Source organism: Escherichia sp. MOD1-EC5433 (genome assembly GCF_002966005.1).
Taxonomy (GTDB): Bacteria; Pseudomonadota; Gammaproteobacteria; order Enterobacterales; family Enterobacteriaceae; genus Escherichia; species Escherichia ruysiae.
This window is the reverse complement of record NZ_PTRL01000001.1, coordinates 72,382-90,239: the sequence shown is the minus strand read 5'-3', so window position 1 is coordinate 90,239 and position 17,858 is coordinate 72,382. Positions and strand designations below refer to the sequence as shown.

Annotated in this window: 17 protein-coding genes; 5 read left to right on the top strand and 12 right to left on the bottom strand. The window is 53.7% G+C overall.

The features are described 5' to 3' along the window. Window positions 1-177: 177 nt before the first annotated feature. The 7 genes from nrfG to nrfA are packed head-to-tail and all read right to left on the bottom strand — an operon-like array spanning window position 178 to window position 6,554. Window positions 178-774, bottom strand: a complete 597-nt coding sequence (gene nrfG, locus C3D30_RS00475; RefSeq protein WP_105286308.1) for a heme lyase NrfEFG subunit NrfG — start codon at window positions 772-774, stop codon at window positions 178-180. Next, a complete protein-coding gene (nrfF, locus tag C3D30_RS00470) occupies window positions 771-1,154 on the bottom strand; it encodes a heme lyase NrfEFG subunit NrfF (RefSeq protein WP_105285622.1) in 384 nt (127 codons plus the stop codon). The genes nrfG and nrfF overlap by 4 nt, the downstream gene beginning before the upstream one ends. Beyond that, window positions 1,147-2,865, bottom strand: a complete 1,719-nt coding sequence (locus C3D30_RS00465) for a heme lyase CcmF/NrfE family subunit (RefSeq protein WP_176242206.1) — start codon at window positions 2,863-2,865, stop codon at window positions 1,147-1,149. Before C3D30_RS00465 ends, nrfF begins: the two co-directional genes overlap by 8 nt. A gap of 19 nt (window positions 2,866-2,884) precedes the next feature. Next, a complete protein-coding gene (gene nrfD, locus C3D30_RS00460) occupies window positions 2,885-3,841 on the bottom strand; it encodes a cytochrome c nitrite reductase subunit NrfD (RefSeq protein ID WP_016159887.1) in 957 nt (318 codons plus the stop codon). Continuing rightward, window positions 3,838-4,509 carry a cytochrome c nitrite reductase Fe-S protein gene (gene nrfC / locus C3D30_RS00455; protein WP_000220281.1) on the bottom strand — a complete coding sequence of 224 codons (672 nt, stop codon included), beginning with the start codon at window positions 4,507-4,509 and terminating at the stop codon, window positions 3,838-3,840. The genes nrfD and nrfC overlap by 4 nt, the downstream gene beginning before the upstream one ends. Continuing rightward, the gene (nrfB, locus tag C3D30_RS00450) at window positions 4,506-5,072 is read right to left on the bottom strand and encodes a cytochrome c nitrite reductase pentaheme subunit (protein WP_010350662.1); all 567 of its coding nucleotides are present in this window, start codon (window positions 5,070-5,072) and stop codon (window positions 4,506-4,508) included. The genes nrfC and nrfB overlap by 4 nt, the downstream gene beginning before the upstream one ends. A gap of 45 nt (window positions 5,073-5,117) precedes the next feature. Further along, entirely contained in the window at window positions 5,118-6,554 is a 1,437-nt protein-coding gene (nrfA, locus tag C3D30_RS00445) for an ammonia-forming nitrite reductase cytochrome c552 subunit (RefSeq protein ID WP_000196877.1), read from the bottom strand. A gap of 393 nt (window positions 6,555-6,947) precedes the next feature. Between nrfA and acs the strand changes: the two genes are divergently transcribed. The 3 genes from acs to actP all read left to right on the top strand — a co-directional run bounded on the left by acs (window position 6,948) and on the right by actP (window position 11,133). Further along, complete coding sequence (acs, locus tag C3D30_RS00430) at window positions 6,948-8,906, top strand: acetate--CoA ligase (RefSeq protein ID WP_105285618.1); 1,959 nt, start codon at window positions 6,948-6,950, stop codon at window positions 8,904-8,906. 266 nt (window positions 8,907-9,172) lie between these two features. Beyond that, a complete protein-coding gene (locus C3D30_RS00425; protein ID WP_001296646.1) occupies window positions 9,173-9,487 on the top strand; it encodes a DUF485 domain-containing protein in 315 nt (104 codons plus the stop codon). After that, window positions 9,484-11,133 (top strand): cation/acetate symporter ActP, encoded by a 1,650-nt coding sequence (gene actP / locus C3D30_RS00420; RefSeq protein ID WP_000832546.1) that lies wholly within the window; start codon window positions 9,484-9,486, stop codon window positions 11,131-11,133. Before C3D30_RS00425 ends, actP begins: the two co-directional genes overlap by 4 nt. A 38-nt stretch (window positions 11,134-11,171) precedes the next feature. Here actP and C3D30_RS00415 read toward each other — a convergent pair whose 3' ends face one another. Next, window positions 11,172-11,861 carry an LrgB family protein gene (locus C3D30_RS00415; protein ID WP_000181101.1) on the bottom strand — a complete coding sequence of 230 codons (690 nt, stop codon included), beginning with the start codon at window positions 11,859-11,861 and terminating at the stop codon, window positions 11,172-11,174. Beyond that, window positions 11,854-12,264, bottom strand: a complete 411-nt coding sequence (locus C3D30_RS00410) for a CidA/LrgA family protein (RefSeq protein ID WP_000109437.1) — start codon at window positions 12,262-12,264, stop codon at window positions 11,854-11,856. The genes C3D30_RS00415 and C3D30_RS00410 overlap by 8 nt, the downstream gene beginning before the upstream one ends. A 103-nt stretch (window positions 12,265-12,367) precedes the next feature. Here C3D30_RS00410 and C3D30_RS00405 point away from each other — a divergent pair, with 103 nt between their 5' ends. Continuing rightward, window positions 12,368-13,252: a LysR family transcriptional regulator gene (locus C3D30_RS00405; RefSeq protein WP_105286305.1), complete on the top strand. Its 885-nt coding sequence runs from the start codon at window positions 12,368-12,370 to the stop codon at window positions 13,250-13,252. A gap of 35 nt (window positions 13,253-13,287) precedes the next feature. Here the strand turns inward: C3D30_RS00405 and C3D30_RS00400 are convergent, their stop codons facing one another. The 3 genes from C3D30_RS00400 to soxR all read right to left on the bottom strand — a co-directional run bounded on the left by C3D30_RS00400 (window position 13,288) and on the right by soxR (window position 17,448). Beyond that, a complete protein-coding gene (locus tag C3D30_RS00400; RefSeq protein WP_000402211.1) occupies window positions 13,288-14,937 on the bottom strand; it encodes a Na+/H+ antiporter in 1,650 nt (549 codons plus the stop codon). A gap of 150 nt (window positions 14,938-15,087) precedes the next feature. Continuing rightward, window positions 15,088-16,437: a guanine/hypoxanthine transporter GhxP gene (gene ghxP / locus C3D30_RS00395; RefSeq protein WP_000106865.1), complete on the bottom strand. Its 1,350-nt coding sequence runs from the start codon at window positions 16,435-16,437 to the stop codon at window positions 15,088-15,090. Window positions 16,438-16,983: 546 nt separating this feature from the next. After that, on the bottom strand, window positions 16,984-17,448 hold the full coding sequence (gene soxR, locus C3D30_RS00375) for a redox-sensitive transcriptional activator SoxR (protein WP_000412428.1): 465 nt from the start codon (window positions 17,446-17,448) through the stop codon (window positions 16,984-16,986). An 85-nt stretch (window positions 17,449-17,533) separates the two neighbouring features. Between soxR and soxS the strand changes: the two genes are divergently transcribed. Further along, window positions 17,534-17,857 carry a superoxide response transcriptional regulator SoxS gene (gene soxS / locus C3D30_RS00370; protein ID WP_000019358.1) on the top strand — a complete coding sequence of 108 codons (324 nt, stop codon included), beginning with the start codon at window positions 17,534-17,536 and terminating at the stop codon, window positions 17,855-17,857. The last annotated feature ends 1 nt before the right edge of the window (window position 17,858 follow it).

Genomic DNA, 17,858 nt, shown 5'->3' with positions numbered 1-17,858 from the left:
TCGCTGCATTAATGCATAATAACGCGAGTTTATGACAGGTTATATGAATAACCATTTGTTATGGAAAGATTTTTATTTGTTTAATCTGCAATAATACTGATTGGTGATTATTTTTTACATGTGTTCATTCGATTATTTTTTACGCAGCTCAATAACATAATCTGCAATACCGAATGATTAGTCCGATCGCCGTTGAAGGAGTTTTGCCATATTAATCGACTCAACCAACTGTGTCCGGTTGACCCTGGGTGAATTGAGATCCATCACTTTTTGCCATAGTTCGATGGCTCGCGCGTAATTCGCCTGCATAAACGCATCGGAAGCCAGCAGCATCAGGGCGGTGATTTCGTTTTCGTCCAGCGCGAGAGCTTTGTCGATCATCGCGCGAGTCTGGGCGGTCATATGCTGGCTGGCCTGGTAATAAAGCACCGTCGCCAGCGCCGCGTACAGTTCTGCATTTTCACCACGCAGCCGTAGCGCCTGACGGTACGCCAGCAGCGAATTACTGTAATCGTTTTGCCACAGGTAATACTCGCCCAGCAACGCCCATTGTTCGCTGTTTTGCGGGTTGGCGCGGATTTTATCTTGCAATGCCAGAAGCTGTGTCTCTGGTGTTTGCTGGCTGGCAAACTGATGCAACGGATCGCGCTGACGCTGATACTCCGCATGTACCGCCTGCCATTTTGGGGTTAACAGATAACTGCCAATACAGACAAATACCATCAAAATCGTGAGTGTTACCAGCATTTTTACCGGCATTTTAGGCTTTTTCATCGCTTCACCCTCACCCGCCAGAGGATCAGCACCATCAGCAGTAACAGCACCACTGGCAGCGCCCAAAGGAGCAAAGTCTGACCGGTCAGCGGTGGGTTATAGCGAACAAAATCACCGTAGCGTTCGGTCATCCAGCCAATGATTTCAGCTTCGCTTTTCCCCTCCGCCACCATGCCGTAAACCTGATGACGCATACTGACTGCCACCGGCGCATTAGATTCCAGTAAGTTCTGATTCTGGCACTGCGGACAGCGTAACTGACTGGCAATACTTAACGCCTGTTCCTGTTGTTGCGGATTGGCGAATTGCCAGGTGTCTACGACCTGAGCGTGCACAAAACAGGCGAACAGCAGCAGCAAAGTGAGAAGCCCTTTATTCATCGCGCTTCCTCCCCCGCCATCCGCTTAATAACGCGCCCGCAATCATCAACAATCCTCCCCCCCAAATCCAGCGCACACCGCTTTGTACATACAAACGAAATGCATAGCGATCCGACCCGGTTTTTTCTCCCATGACCGCATACCAGTCATGGATGCCGTTCCAGCGAATTGACGGCTCCATCATTTGCTGGCGACGAGCTTCATAAAAACGCCGCTCCGGCGTTAATTCACCAATACGTTGCTGATGGTCAAACAGCGCCACTATCGCTTTTTCGCTGGTGTAATTGCCTTTGGCTTGTAGATCGAGGCGTTCAAAACGGAAGGTGTATCCTGCCAGCGTCACCTGCTGACCCGGCTGTAAATTCAGGCTGATCTCCTGACGGCTGACGCTGGAGACCACAATCCCGGCGGCAAACAACAGCACGCCCGCATGTGCCAGCAGAGCCGGAAGCTGCGCGCGTTTGCCAGAGACAAGCGTCGCCAGCACAATCACCACCAGCATCAACAGGCCAAATGGTAACGTCGCGCGGTTAAAATACGGCGCGCCAACGGAGAGGCGTCCCCAGCCCAGCAGGCCGTAAATCATCGGATAAAGCGTTCCCACCAGCACGATCAGTAGCACCGCGCAAAACAGCAGCAGCGTTGCGAGGATTAACATTTCTCGCGATAACCCCGAAAAACGCCCCGCCGGCTCACCGTCCCGCGCTCGCCAGCCATATAGCGCCAGAGACGCAAGGCTAATCAGCGCAAACAGGCTAAACAGCGGCACAGCGCGGACATTATCCAGCGCGAACGCATGAACCGAAACCAGAATGCCAGAACGGACAATCAACGTGCCCAGCAAGGACAACATCAGGGTAACTATCGCCAGCAGCAGCGACCAGTGGCGGAAAATCCCCCGCTGGCGTGTCAGGGACAAACTGTGCAGCAGCGCAGTGGCAGAAAGCCAGGGTAATAAAGAGGCGTTTTCCACCGGATCCCAGAACCACCAGCCGCCCCAGCCCAGTTCGCAATAGGCCCACCAGGAACCGAGGATGATCCCCGCCGTTAATGCGCTCCAGCCAGGTAGTGCCCAGCGCCAGCAAATTCGGGCGCTGGCCGCATCAAACTCGCCGCGCAGTAAACTCGCCAGCGCCACGCTCGCCGCCACCATCAAACCGCCATAGCCGAGATAAAGCAGCGGTGGATGAAAGATAAGGCCGGGATGTTGCAGCATCGGATTGAGATCGCGACCTTCAATTGCTGGCGGAAATATCCGTACAAAGGGATCGGACCACAGCACCACAAACAGCAACAGTGCGGCGAGCATGAGAGATAAAACGGCTAACGTCAGCGGAAATAACGGATCGGTTTGCTGCCGATAATGCCAGGCAAACAGCGCGCTCCAGGCGGAAAGTAACAACACCCAAAGTAGCAACGAACCTTCATGACCGCCCCACACCGCCGCCAGTTTGAGTTCCCACGACAGCAGGCTGTAGCTATGTTGGGCGACATAAATGACCGAGAAATCGCTGATGAGAAAACAATATGTCAGCACGCCAAAGGCGAGCAGCAGGAGCACGAACTGCGCCAGAATGCCGATGCAAGTGAGTCGCATCATGGCAGGCCAGCGCAACCGCACTCCCGCGAAGGTCGTCAACGGGGTCAACACATTGACCCCAAGACTTAACAACAACGCCAGAAAACCGACTTCAGGAAGGAATACGTCCAGAAACCACCTCTTTTCTGGTTTACGCCACCGTCAACTGTCCGGCGTAGAGAATGAAAAAGCGCAGCATCAATACACCGACCAGGCTGGCTCCACACGCCGCCAGCACGGCAGGAATGCCGGAACTGCGATTCACCCACGGTTTGAGCAGCATTGGCACAATCAGCCCCAGCCCGGCAACACCAAGCCAGAACCACCACGTCCAGAAACCGCCGCCCAACGCCGCCACCAGCGCACGCACTTTACCGTCATCGCCCAGCGCCAGACCGACGAAAAACGCCACCAGCAGGAAGATTTCACCCCATACCACGGGAATTTCCATACGGTGAACAAAGTGCGCTTCCGTAGAATGCGGATTACTGCGCTGGCGTATCGCCATGGCGATCAGCGCCACCGCCGCACCGGACGAGATACCGGAGAACAGGAACAGCACCGGCAGGATCGGGTTATTGAGGAACGGATACGATTTCAGCGCCGACAGCAGAAAGCCGGTATAAGCCCCCAACAACACCGCCAGCACCAGCATCAGCGTTTCCAGTCCGCGATGAACGGGCGTCAGCAGGTTCAGAACCTTTTGCACGATCCCCAGCTTCGGCAACCAGCGTTGTTGCAGGGCAAGCAAATCGTGTTCAAAGATTTTCGCCAGCCACAGCACCAGCACCACCATGTAGAGCTGAAACAGCATTACCCCCATCGACATCACCGAGGTAAAACTGTAGTGGAACATCAGCTTCCAGAAGGTCCACGGCCTCGTCAGATGGAAGACGAGGATCAACAGACCGAGGATCACCGCGCCAGGCCCGACAATCAGCGTGGTTCGCAGCAACGTACTGTCTGCGCCGCCCGCCTGCGGGTAGAAGCGACGCAGCAACACCGCCAGCGTCACCAGCCCGGCAGAAATCCCCACCAAAAACAGATAGATGGCAATCGGCCAGTCCCACACCAGCGATTCAAAATGAAATGCGGAAGCCTGCGTCATTGGCTCACCTCCCCGTATTTAAACGGTACGCGGTACAGCTTCGGTTTGGTTCCCAGCGCCAGCTTGTAGCGGTAAGTGGGCTTCTGGCGCAGCAGTTGCGAAATCTCACTGTTGGGATCGTCCAGATTGCCAAACGTCAGCGCCTTCGTCGGACAAGCCTCGACGCACGCGGGCAGCTTACCGGCCTGCAAATTGGTCTTACGGCAGAAATCACATTTGTCCGCCGTCTTCGTGACCGGATGGATAAAGCGCACGCGGTACGGACAGGCGGCGATGCAGTACTGACAACCGACGCAGAGATCCGGGTTAACATCGACAATCCCGCTGGCAGCATCGCGAAAAGACGCACCTGTCGGGCAGACGTCAACGCACGGCGCATGGTCGCAGTGCTGGCAAGATTTACGGAAGAAGCGATATTTCACATCAGGAAATTCGCCCTGTGGCTCGCTACGAATAATCGTCAGGCGCGAGACACCTTCCGGCACCTTGTTCACTTCCCGACAAGCATCCATACAGGCGGTACAGCCGATGCATAACGACTCGTCATGCACCATGCCGTAACGCACGCCATTAATATTCAACGTTTTCGCCACCACGCGCCCTGCGGTGCCGCTGACGGCTGCCAGCACGCCGACGCCGGTGAGAAACTGGCGACGAGACCAGGTCATGGCTGCTCCTTAAGCAACGGAACAGACGCCGGGTTAAAGTTCGGATTGGTGCGCTGATCGCTGTGGCAATCGACGCAAATCTTAATCCGTCCTTTGTCACTTAACGTCTGCATCGTATCTTGCTGTGGATGCAGGGAATGGCAGCTGGCGCACGCCACTTTGGTCACGTGGACATCGTGCGGCCAGAACGCTTTTTGCAACTGTTCCGGCAGATGGCAGGACATACAGACGCTGTTCTGCTCTCCAACCTTGTACATCGGCTCGTTAAAGCGCATCACATCTTTCACCCCTTCGCGGTGTTGCGGTGATGGCTGGCCGTGACAGTTGGTGCAGGTGACCGGCAGTTTGTTATTCGGGTTGATAACGGAAGCATGTTTACCATGCATACCTTCGGTATCTGGTTTATGACAGTCCAGACAGGCGGCATCCGGGTTACGCTGCTGGGTAACTTCGTAGCGATCTTCCGATGCCTGCGCCGCAGGGGTAGCGGTAATTCCGTTCAGGCTCCACAACAGGCCCGACGCCAGCACCCCGGCAGTTAATAACGAACGTAATACGCTCATATTCACTCCATTGTGTTTTCCGCCCCTTGCGAGGCGGAACGGGGGTTATTGGCTTAACAGACCGTTTTTACGTGCCTGCTCTTCCCACTGCGGGATCACCGTTTTGATGAAGTCCTGCTTCTCGGCCTTGATTTGCTCCATGTTCAGGCCAATTGCCTGCTGGGCTTTCTCTTTGGTCGAGATATCCGGGATCTGGATTTCATGGGTGATGCCTTTGGTCGCCAGCAAACGCGCCAGTTTGGTACGCGCATCCGCCGCTTTATCCATCGCCGTGCCAAGCATCCGCAGACCTTCTTCCGGCGCGTGCATATGAATGCCGTGGGAAGCGATCGCCAGATCCCAACGCCACTGAGCATGACGGATATCGTCCTGAATCGGCTTCATTTCGGCTTCCGTCGCGCCTGCATCCAGCGCCGCTTTCGCTTCGAAGTGGGCGTGAACCAGTTGATCTTCGACCTTGATTTTCAGGTCGTTAATCGACTGTTTACGCTCCGCGACCACTTTTTGCAGCGTGGCTTTGTCCTGGGTATGGCAGTTCGCACAGGTCTGGGCAAAGTTATCAAACGGATTGCCAATTTTATGGTCGGTGTAGAGTTTGCCTTCGGCGTTCTGCACTTTCGGCATGTGACAGTCGATACAGGTCACGTTATTTTTGCCGTGAATGCCCGCACTCCAGGTTTCATATTCCGGATGCTGCGCTTTCAGCATTGGCGTTTTGGACAGGGAGTTAGTCCAGTCAGAGAAGGCAATTTTGTCGTAATACTGCTCCATGTTTTCGACTTTCATGCCGTTATCCCACGGGAATTTAACGGCCTTATCTTTACCGTCAAAGTAATACTCCACGTGGCATTGACCGCAGACCATTGACTGCTGGTCGAAGCGTCCGCCTTTCTCAAAAGGTTTACCAATCGCTTCCATCGCACGAGCCGCATACGGACGTGAAAGGGTTAACTCCGGTTTGCCTTTGGCGAACTCTGGTGAGGCGGTGTTATGGCAGTCAGCACAACCCAAGTTGTTGACGATTTCCGGGCCGCCGCGCGCCCATTTACCGTGGAAGTAGCCATCTTCGCCGTCTTTCTGGATCAGACGCGCCACATCCGGGCTTTTACAACTCCAGCAGGCCATTGGCATCGTGCCATCTTCGGCATTTTTCGGTGCACCGGTACGCAAAGTTTCACGCACATCGGTCACAGCAAAGGCATGTCCGCGCGGCTTGTTGTAATCGCGTGAGAAGGGATATCCCGCCCACAGGATCACCAGACGTGGATCTTCCGCCAGTGCGTCAACACGCTCTGATTGTTCCGAGGTGGCTTTCCAGGAGAGATATTGATCGGGGTGCTGCGGGGCAAAGGTTTCATTCTTCGCTTCCACAGTTACAGGTTTCGCGGGAGCGGCCGTTTGTTCAGCGTGAACAGAAGTGAAAAAGAAAAAAGGAATCAATAAGCTGAAGATACGGCGTGCGTTTATTTTTATCCTTGTCATAGGGGCTTCATCCAAATTTTGCCATTGAGGAAATGGCAGTTTTTATTGTTTTTTCATAACAGTAACCGCACATACACTGTTATGACATTGCTCGCCCCTATGTGTAACAAATAACCACACTCAGAATGTTGTCTTTAATCAATTGTAAGTGCATGTAAAATACCACTTTAGAGTTAGCCGGTATCTTCCTCGTTTTCAACAGCATGCATAACTGCATGTTCCTCAAAGAATTAATCAACTTTTGTTGGTGACCTTCAAAAATTACCCTGCCGTTTATTTGCACAATTCTACTTTTGCGTGATCTGTCGCCCAAATACTAAACAAAACTGCCAATACCCCTACATTTAACGCTTATGCCACATATTATTAACATCCTACAAGGAGAACAAAAGCATGAGTCAAATTCACAAACACACCATTCCTGCCAACATCGCAGACCATTGCCTGATAAACCCTCAGCAGTACGAGGCGATGTATCAACAATCTATTAACGCACCAGATACCTTCTGGGGCGAACAGGGAAAAATTCTCGACTGGATCAAACCCTACCAGAAGGTGAAAAACACCTCCTTTGCCCCCGGTAATGTGTCAATTAAATGGTACGAGGACGGCACGCTGAATCTGGCGGCAAACTGCCTCGACCGCCATCTACAAGAAAACGGCGATCGTACCGCCATCATCTGGGAAGGCGATGACGCCAGCCAGAGCAAACATATCAGCTATAAAGAGCTGCACCGCGACGTCTGCCGCTTCGCCAATACCCTGCTCGAGCTGGGCATTAAAAAAGGTGATGTAGTGGCGATTTATATGCCGATGGTGCCAGAAGCCGCAGTCGCGATGCTGGCCTGCGCCCGCATTGGTGCGGTGCATTCGGTGATATTCGGCGGCTTCTCGCCGGAAGCCGTTGCCGGACGCATTATTGATTCTAACTCACGGTTGGTGATCACTTCCGACGAAGGTGTACGCGCCGGGCGCAGCATTCCGCTGAAGAAAAACGTCGATGACGCGCTGAAAAATCCGAACGTCACCAGCATTGAACATGTGGTTGTACTGAAGCGTACTGGCGGGAAAATTGACTGGCAGGAAGGGCGAGACCTGTGGTGGCACGACCTGGTTGAGCAAGCCAGCGATCAGCACCAGCCGGAAGAAGTAAACGCCGAAGATCCGTTGTTTATTCTCTACACCTCCGGTTCTACCGGTAAGCCGAAAGGCGTGCTGCACACTACCGGCGGTTATCTGGTGTACGCGGCGCTGACCTTTAAATATGTCTTTGATTATCATCCGGGCGATATCTACTGGTGTACCGCCGATGTGGGCTGGGTTACCGGACACAGTTACTTGCTGTACGGCCCGCTGGCCTGCGGCGCGACCACGCTGATGTTTGAAGGCGTACCGAACTGGCCGACGCCTGCCCGTATGGCGCAGGTGGTAGATAAGCATCAGGTCAATATTCTCTATACCGCGCCAACAGCCATTCGCGCACTGATGGCGGAAGGCGATAAAGCGATTGAAGGCACCGACCGTTCGTCGCTGCGTATTCTCGGCTCCGTGGGCGAGCCAATCAACCCGGAAGCGTGGGAGTGGTACTGGAAGAAGATAGGCAACGAGAAATGCCCGGTGGTTGATACCTGGTGGCAGACCGAAACTGGCGGTTTCATGATCACCCCGCTGCCTGGCGCTACCGAGCTGAAAGCCGGTTCGGCAACACGTCCGTTCTTCGGCGTGCAACCGGCGTTGGTCGATAACGAAGGTAACCCGCTGGAAGGGGCCACCGAAGGCAGTCTGGTGATCACCGACTCCTGGCCGGGTCAGGCGCGTACGCTGTTTGGCGATCACGAACGTTTTGAACAGACCTACTTCTCCACCTTCAAAAATATGTATTTCAGCGGCGACGGCGCGCGTCGTGATGAAGATGGCTATTACTGGATCACCGGGCGCGTGGACGACGTGCTGAACGTCTCTGGTCACCGTCTGGGAACGGCAGAGATTGAGTCGGCGCTGGTGGCGCATCCGAAGATTGCCGAAGCCGCTGTCGTCGGTATTCCGCACAATATTAAAGGTCAGGCGATTTACGCCTACGTCACGCTTAATCACGGGGAGGAACCGTCACCAGAACTGTACGCAGAAGTCCGCAACTGGGTGCGTAAAGAGATTGGCCCGCTGGCAACGCCAGACGTGCTGCACTGGACCGACTCCCTGCCTAAAACCCGCTCCGGCAAAATTATGCGCCGTATTCTGCGCAAAATTGCGGCGGGCGATACCAGCAACCTTGGCGATACCTCGACGCTTGCCGATCCAGGCGTGGTCGAGAAGCTGCTTGAAGAGAAGCAGGCTATCGCAATGCCATCGTGACCCACAATTGCCGGATGCGGCGTAAACGCCTTATCCAGCCTACGTTCGGTAACGGCTGTAGGTCGGATAAGATGCGCCAGCATTGCATCCGACAACAAGCGCCGGATGCGGCGTAAACGCCTTATCCGGCCTACATTTGGCAACGGCTGTAGGCCTGATAAGACGCGACAGCGGCGCATCAGGCGATGGGTTACCTGAGCGTTAACCTTCTCCCATAAGGGAGCAGGAATTAAAACAATCCCTACATTACCTCTGGAGAATCTGTGATGAATGGCACTATTTATCAGCGGATAGAAGACAATGCGCATTTCAGGGAGTTAGTCGAAAAACGGCAACGGTTTGCCACCATCCTGTCGATTATTATGCTGGCAGTTTATATCGGCTTTATTTTACTGATCGCCTTCGCGCCCGGCTGGCTGGGCACTCCGCTGAACCCGAACACCAGCGTCACACGCGGGATTCCAGTCGGTGTTGGAGTGATTGTGATCTCCTTTGTTCTCACTGGTATCTACATCTGGCGGGCGAACGGCGAATTTGACCGTCTTAATAATGAAGTCCTGCATGAGGTACAAGCATCATGAAAAGAGTTCTGACGGCGCTTGCCGCCACACTCCCTTTCGCAGCTAACGCGGCGGATGCTATTAGCGGGGCCGTAGAGCGCCAGCCAACGAACTGGCAGGCGATTATTATGTTCCTGATTTTCGTCGTGTTTACGCTCGGTATTACCTACTGGGCGTCAAAACGCGTACGTTCTCGTAATGACTACTACACCGCAGGCGGCAATATCACCGGTTTCCAGAACGGGCTGGCGATTGCGGGTGACTATATGTCTGCCGCCTCATTTTTGGGGATATCCGCGCTGGTGTTTACTTCCGGCTATGACGGCTTAATTTACTCGCTGGGCTTCCTGGTGGGCTGGCCGATTATTCTGTTCCTGATTGCCGAACGTCTGCGTAACCTCGGTCGCTATACCTTTGCAGATGTAGCTTCTTACCGTCTGAAGCAGGGGCCAATCCGTATTCTTTCGGCCTGTGGTTCTCTGGTAGTTGTGGCGCTTTATCTCATCGCCCAGATGGTAGGCGCAGGTAAACTGATCGAACTGCTGTTTGGCCTTAACTATCACATTGCGGTGGTTCTGGTCGGCGTACTGATGATGATGTACGTCCTGTTCGGCGGAATGCTGGCGACCACCTGGGTACAGATTATCAAAGCCGTACTGTTGCTGTTCGGTGCCAGCTTTATGGCCTTTATGGTGATGAAACACGTCGGCTTTAGCTTCAACAATCTGTTCAGCGAAGCGATGGCGGTACACCCGAAAGGTGTCGACATCATGAAGCCTGGCGGACTGGTGAAAGATCCGATCTCCGCGCTGTCGCTGGGGCTGGGACTGATGTTTGGTACGGCTGGCTTGCCGCATATTCTGATGCGTTTCTTTACGGTCAGCGATGCCCGTGAAGCGCGTAAGAGCGTGTTCTACGCCACCGGATTTATGGGTTACTTCTATATCCTGACCTTTATTATCGGTTTTGGCGCGATCATGCTGGTCGGTGCGAATCCGGCCTATAAAGACGCGGCAGGGGCGCTGATTGGCGGTAACAACATGGCGGCGGTTCACCTGGCCAATGCGGTAGGCGGTAACCTGTTCCTCGGCTTTATTTCAGCGGTTGCTTTCGCCACCATCCTCGCGGTGGTTGCGGGTCTGACGCTGGCAGGTGCATCGGCGGTTTCGCATGACCTGTACGCCAACGTCTTCAAAAAAGGCGCGACCGAACGTGAAGAGCTGCGGGTATCGAAAATCACCGTGCTAATTTTGGGTGTGATTGCCATTATCCTCGGCGTCCTGTTTGAGAATCAGAACATCGCCTTCATGGTGGGTCTGGCGTTTGCCATCGCGGCGAGCTGTAACTTCCCAATCATTCTGCTTTCTATGTACTGGTCGAAACTGACCACGCGTGGTGCGATGCTGGGCGGCTGGTTAGGATTGATTACTGCGGTGGTACTGATGATCCTCGGCCCGACTATTTGGGTACAGATCCTCGGTCACGAAAAAGCCATCTTCCCGTATGAATACCCGGCGCTGTTCTCGATCACCGTGGCATTCCTCGGCATCTGGTTCTTCTCGGCAACCGATAACTCAGCGGAAGGAGCGCGTGAGCGTGAACTGTTCCGTGCGCAATTTATCCGTTCCCAGACCGGCTTTGGCGTTGAGCAAGGCCGCGCGCATTAATCTCTACCCTTCCCCGGTCGCCTGATCGGGGAATTCCTTCAGAACATCATCCAGGCCACCAGCGGCGACACCAGTACCATCAATACGCCAGAAAGCATCATGACCAGACTGGCAACCACTCCCTCTTGTTGACCCAGTTCATACGATCGCGCAGTCCCGGCGCCATGAGACGCCGCGCCAAATCCGGCGCCTTTCGCCATCCCTTCGCGAATAGATAGACGTAAAAACAGCACGTCGCCAATCGCCATACCAAATACGCCGGTGACCACAACAAACAACGCCACCAGATCGGGCTGTCCGCCGAGCGACTGGCTCGCTGCCAGAGCAAATGGCGTAGTGACCGAACGCACCGCCAGGCTCCGCTGGATCTCATCCGGCAGGGTAAATAATCGCGCCAGCCACACCGAGCTGGTCACTGCCACCACCGTTGCCGTCAGTACGCCCGCCGTCAGCGACATCCAGTGACGTTTAATGATCGCCCGATTGTCATATACCGGCACCGCAAAGGCGATGGTTGCCGGGCCTAATAGCCATAGTAGCCAGTGCGCTTCGCCAATATAGTTTTGCCAGGAAATATTGCCAAAAACCAGCAGCATAACCAGTAGCGCAGGCGTCAGCACCAGAGGCATCAACGGCAGTTTACGAAAGCGGCGATAAAGGCGTTTGTTAAGAAAATAGATAACCAGCGTAATCGCCAGGCAGAGCATACTTAGCTGAAAATTAGTCACGGTTTAACCTGCGCATTTCATAGCGATAGACTTTTTCCACTACCCAGGCGGTCGTGCCCAGAACCATCACCGTGCTCAACGCGATCACCGCAAAAATACGCCAGCCATCTGCCAGTAATAGTTGTGCATAGTTCACCACCGCCACCACGGCAGGGACAAAAAACAGCAGCATTTCGGCCAGTAACCAGCGCGCCCCGGCACGTACCCATTGCAGAGGAATAATGCGGCAAACAATCAGCGCCAGCATCAGGATCATCCCCACCAGATTGGCGGGTAGCGGCAAATGCAGCCAGGAGACGAGATATTGCGCAAAAATAAATAAACCTGCATACAGCACAACCTGCACAAATACCTGCATAGATTGCACAACGGCAGGGGTAATGCGGCGAAGCGCCACGGACATGAGGGGATATCCTGAAAATAAAACAGAACGCTAAGTATAGAGAGCCTCATGCCGCTACTGAAATGAATTAAAATCATTGCAGGTATAGTCAAAGGGAATAGTTATGGATATCAGAACGCTGCGTTATTTTGTCGAAGTCGTGCGCCAGCAGAGCTTCACCCGCGCAGCGGAGAAGCTGTTTGTGACCCAGCCCACCATCAGCAAAATGCTGAAGAATCTCGAAGACGAGCTGAACTGTATATTGTTGATCCGCGATGGCCGTCGGCTGCTTCTCACTGATACTGGTCGCGTCGTGTTTGAGCGTGCACTGGCAATTCTTGCTGAGTTTCGGCAACTGGAGGCCGAGCTGGATGATATAAACCAACTCAATAAAGGCATATTGCGGCTGGGAATTCCGCCAATGGTTGGCATGTTAATGGCTGGACCTGTGGGGCTGTTCCGCCAGCGTTACCCCGGCGTGGAACTGAAGATTTCGGAGTTTGGTGGTCTGACGGTACAACAAGCGGTAATGAACGGCGAACTGGATATGGCACTGACCGCCCTGCCAGTAGAAGAAAGTGGCCTGACAACGTTATCGCTGTTTAGTCATCCGCTTTGTGTGCTGGCGCCGCGTTCAGGTAAATGGCTTGAGCGTGATGCCGTCTCACCAGAGACACTGGCGGAACATCCTCTACTTATCTATAACGAAGATTTTGCCTTAAGTAAGCAATTAATGGCGTTATTCGATGAACATGGCGTTAAGCCGAGGATTGCGGTTCGCAGCGGGCAATGGGATTTTCTCGCCGCGATGGTTCAGGCCGGTGTCGGAATAGCCATTTTGCCGGAACCCATTTGCCAGCGATTAGATAAAAACACCTTAAAATGGCTGCCGCTGGAAAGCGAACTACGCTGGAAATTAGGCATGATTTGGCGTGAGGGCGTTTACCTTTCCCACTGTGCCCAGGCGTGGCTGACCTGTTGTGAAGGATACTGGTTAACCACAGAGTAAGGCAGGTTGGCGGACTCACCCGCCAACCATGCAGATTATTGATTTTCCTCAATCAACAACGCTTCCAGCAAATCGAGATCGTGCAGTAATTTTTGCAGCGTTTCGTTGCTGATCTCCCGCGTGGCGCGCAGGTGGTAGAGTTCAGCGCGTTCAGAACGCAGCGCCGCCAGACGGAAGCGACGCTCCAGGTTCTCTTCCTGAACTGAACTTTCGACGTCGTTGCGACCATCGGCGCGACGGCGCAGATTACCAATGACGCGAGAGCTGACTTCAGTGAGCAACTGGTTGTCGATATTCTCTTCGGTGTCCGCCGCCAGACGCTCCTCCATTTTCTGGATCGCCACAATCGCCACTTCAGCGGTTGCTGCACGCGCGATTCGCTCCTCTTTCAACTGTTGAGAGTGGTCCGCGACTTCAATGTGTTGCAGCAGAACAGGCAGCATCACTACGCCGACAAACAGCGAAAAGAGAATGACGCCAGCCGCCAGGAACACCAGTTCATAGCGCGCCGGGAAGACATTTCCATCCGGCAACAGCAGAGGGATAGAGAGCACACCAGCAAGAGTGATTGCCCCGCGCACCCCAGCGAAAGACGCGATCAGAATTTCTCGTGTAGTCCACGAACCAAACTCCATCGGCTTCTTCTTCAGGAAACGGTTGCTGAACTTTTTCATCGTCCACAGCCAGCCAAAACGTACCAGCATTAGCGCCGCATAAATCAAGATGATGTCGGTAAACAGCATCCAGATTTCGACGTTAGGGTCAATTTCCGCCGCAACCAGCGACGTTTCCAGAATCCCTGGCAGTTGCAGGCCCAGCAGCAAGAACACCATGCCGTTAAAGACAAATTCCAGCATCGCCCAGGTGCTGTTCGCGCGCAATCGCATCGCCAGCGGCGCACGGCGCATCACGCCGGAACGGGTGATGGTCATCCCGGCGGCAACTGCTGCGAGGATGCCGGAAACGCCAATATGTTCGGCAATCAGATAAGAGGCAAACGGCAGCAGGAACAGCAATACGATCTGCGTCGCGGGTTCATCGCCGCCCCAGCGACTGAGGAAACGCAACGAGCGACCATACAGCCAGCTCACCACGAAGCCCGCCAGAATGCCGCCAATGGCCACTTTCATAAATTCGACCGTCGCACCGCCAACGGTGAAGATCATCGTCCCCATCGCAACTGCTACAGCAAACTTCAGCGACACCAGGCCGGAGGCGTCATTCATCAACGCTTCGCCCTGCAAAATGCCCATGATTTTTTTCGGAATGCGCCCTTCGCCAACAATCCCGGAGAGCGCCACGGCATCGGTCGGAGAGAGCACCGCCGCCAGCGCAAAGGCGGGTATCAGCGGGATACCCGGCACCACCCAGTAAATAAGGAAGCCAATGCCGACCACGGTGACCACCACCAGCGCCAGCGCGAGGCCGAATATTTCCCGACCATGTTCGAGAAATTCGCGGGTTGGTGTTTTCCAGCCATCAGCAAACAGCAACGGCGGGATAAACAAGACTAAAAAGAGTTCAGGATCAAACTCCACATGCAAACCAAACGTCGGCCACGCCAGTAGCGCACCGATGGCAATTTGCATAAGCGGAAGCGGGATCTGAAAGGGCATGACACGAGTGACCACCCCGGACAGCGAGACCACGAGGGTCATTATCAGTATGGTGAAGAAGATTTCCATGCGTTCCCTGTTTGCAATGTTTTTTATGATTTGAGAAAGGCGTTATGCCCGGACTCTCAGTTTTTCAGAATATCGCAAAAGCTCACACAATGTACGGAGAAAAATAAAAACGGGCAGCTATTGCCACCCGTTTTCAGAATCTTATTAAGCTTAGATGGCCCAGCCTCCGGCATAGAAGGTGACCAGTGCCACGGCGATAACGACCGTACCGATGTTCAGCTTACGCCATTCGCCAGAAACCAGACGACCAATCACCAGGGTCGCGAAGCCGATCATGATGCCAGTTACGATATTACAGGTCAGCACGATGAATACTGCCGTTACCAGACCCGCCATTGCATCGACGAAATCAGCAAAGTCGATTTTCGCCACGTTGCTCAACATCAACAGGCCAACGTACATCAGCGCCGGAGCTGTTGCGTAACCCGGAACGAGGTAAGAGAGCGGAGAGAGGAACAGAATCAGCAGGAACAGCACGCCAACCGTGATTGCCGTCAGACCGGTTTTACCGCCCGCCGCTGTACCCGCCGCAGACTCAATGTATACCGCAGCCGGAGCCGCACCGACCAGGCCAGAAAAAACACTGCTCAGGGAGTCGGTGGTCAGAGCTTTGCCGCCGTCGATAATCTGCCCGTCTTTATCCAGCAGGTTCGCCTGACCGGCTACCGCACGGATGGTTCCGGTGGCATCGAAAACAGCAGTCATCACCAACGCCAGTACGCTCGGCAGTACCACAGGGTTCAGCGCCCCCATAATATCCAGGCTACCAATTAGCGAATTACCGTTCTCATCGCTCAATGAAGGCATGGCGAAAACGCCAGAGAAGTGGACGTTAGGATCAAAAAGCAGACCCACAATCGAGATGCCGATAATGGTTAACAGGATACCGCCTGGTACTTTCAGTTTTTCCAGGCCGATAATCACCGCCAGACCTACCAGCGACATAATCACCGGGAAGGTCGCGAAATCACCCAGCGCCACTGGCAGACCATCGAGCGGGTTTTTAATCACCAGACCGACACCATTAGCGGCAATCAGCAGCAGGAACAGACCGATACCAATCCCCGTGCCGTGCGCCACGCCGTGCGGTAAGTTGCGCAAAATCCAGCTACGGATACCCGTGGCAGATATTACCGTAAACAGCACACCCATCAGGAACACGGCACCCAGCGCGACAGGTACGCTAATATGTTGCCCCAGCACCAGGCTGAATGCGGTAAACGCCGTCAGAGAGATGGCGCAGCCGATAGCCAACGGCAGATTGGCCCATAACCCCATCGCGATAGAGCCAATCCCGGCAACCAGACAAGTCGCAACAAAAACTGCCGCTGGCGGGAAGCCCGCTTTACCCAACATACCTGGAACGACGATAACCGAGTAAACCATCGCCAGAAACGTTGTTAACCCGGCAACCACTTCCTGACGGACGGTGCTTCCGCGTTGTGAAATTTTAAACCAGGCGTCGAGTGAACCGCCGGTACGCGCTGATGGCGTAGACATAAGAAAACATCCCCTGAGAGTTTATTTTTCGTCAAGATGCGTGGCGGACAATCCCCTGCCAGCGAAACGTTATCTTCCTGCTTCAGGTTTGCGACAATCTGGGGCGTCGCAAAAAAGCAAACGTTTAGCTCCGCGCATACAAAACGGGTGGTAAAAAAAAGCAAACGATTATCCGGCGATCATAGCGGCTTTTTCAACCGAAGTTTGCTGCTTTTTTCCCTTTTCTTGTGCTGACGATGAAAAACCAGGCAATTGATGCGCAAACGTTATCGTTGATGCGCAAAATTACGGCATTTGTAGGCAACTTGTGGCGAAGGTTCGCGGTAAAAAATCACGCAAGATGACAAAAATATTGCGGCTAAAAAGGATCACTTTGCACTGGCGAAGAAACAGCGGTGACATACAATTAAAGTATCAACACTAACCGGAACCTCCACCACGTGCTCGAATGAGGTGTGTTGACGTCGGGGGAAACCCTCCCGTGTACCAGCGGGATAGAGTGAAAGACAAAGACCGGAAAACAAACTAAAGCGCCCTTGTGGCGCTTTAGTTTTGTTCATCTTCCAGCAAGCGTGCGCCGGTGCCTTCTTCCCCTAAGCGGTCGCCGGGGTTACGCAACGGGCAGTCGCTACGCGAAAGGCAGCCGCAGCCAATACAACCGTCCAGTTCATCACGCAGCGCGACTAAGGTATGAATGCGCCGATCCAATTCTTCTCGCCATTGCGAAGATAGCTGTTTCCACTCTTTCGCACTTAACGTATGCCCTTCGGGCAACACACCAAACGCTTCACCAATGGTCGCCAGCGGAATGCCAATGCGTTGAGCAATTTTGATAATTGCGACATATCGCAACACATCACGCTTATATCGCCGCTGATTACCGCTATTGCGGATACTGGTAATCAATCCTTTGCTTTCATAGAAGTGCAGCGCCGATACCGCCACGCCGCTACGTTTCGCCACTTCGCCTGGAGTAAGCAAGGCTTTAATGCGGGGTAATTTCTTTTCCATAAATCGCTTTACCTCAAGTTAACTTGAGGAATTATACTCCCCAACAGATGAATTAACGAACTGAACACTGAAAAGAGGCAGATTTATGTCCCATCAGAAAATTATTCAGGATCTTATCGCATGGATTGACGAGCATATCGACCAGCCGCTGAACATTGATGTGGTGGCGAAAAAATCAGGTTATTCAAAGTGGTATTTACAGCGGATGTTCCGCACAGTGACGCATCAGACGCTTGGCGATTACATTCGTCAACGCCGCCTGCTACTGGCTGCCGTTGAACTGCGCACCACCGAGCGCCCTATTTTTGATATCGCGATGGATCTGGGTTACGTCTCACAGCAGACCTTTTCCCGCGTTTTCCGTCGGCAATTTGATCGCACTCCCAGCGATTACCGCCACCGGCTCTAGG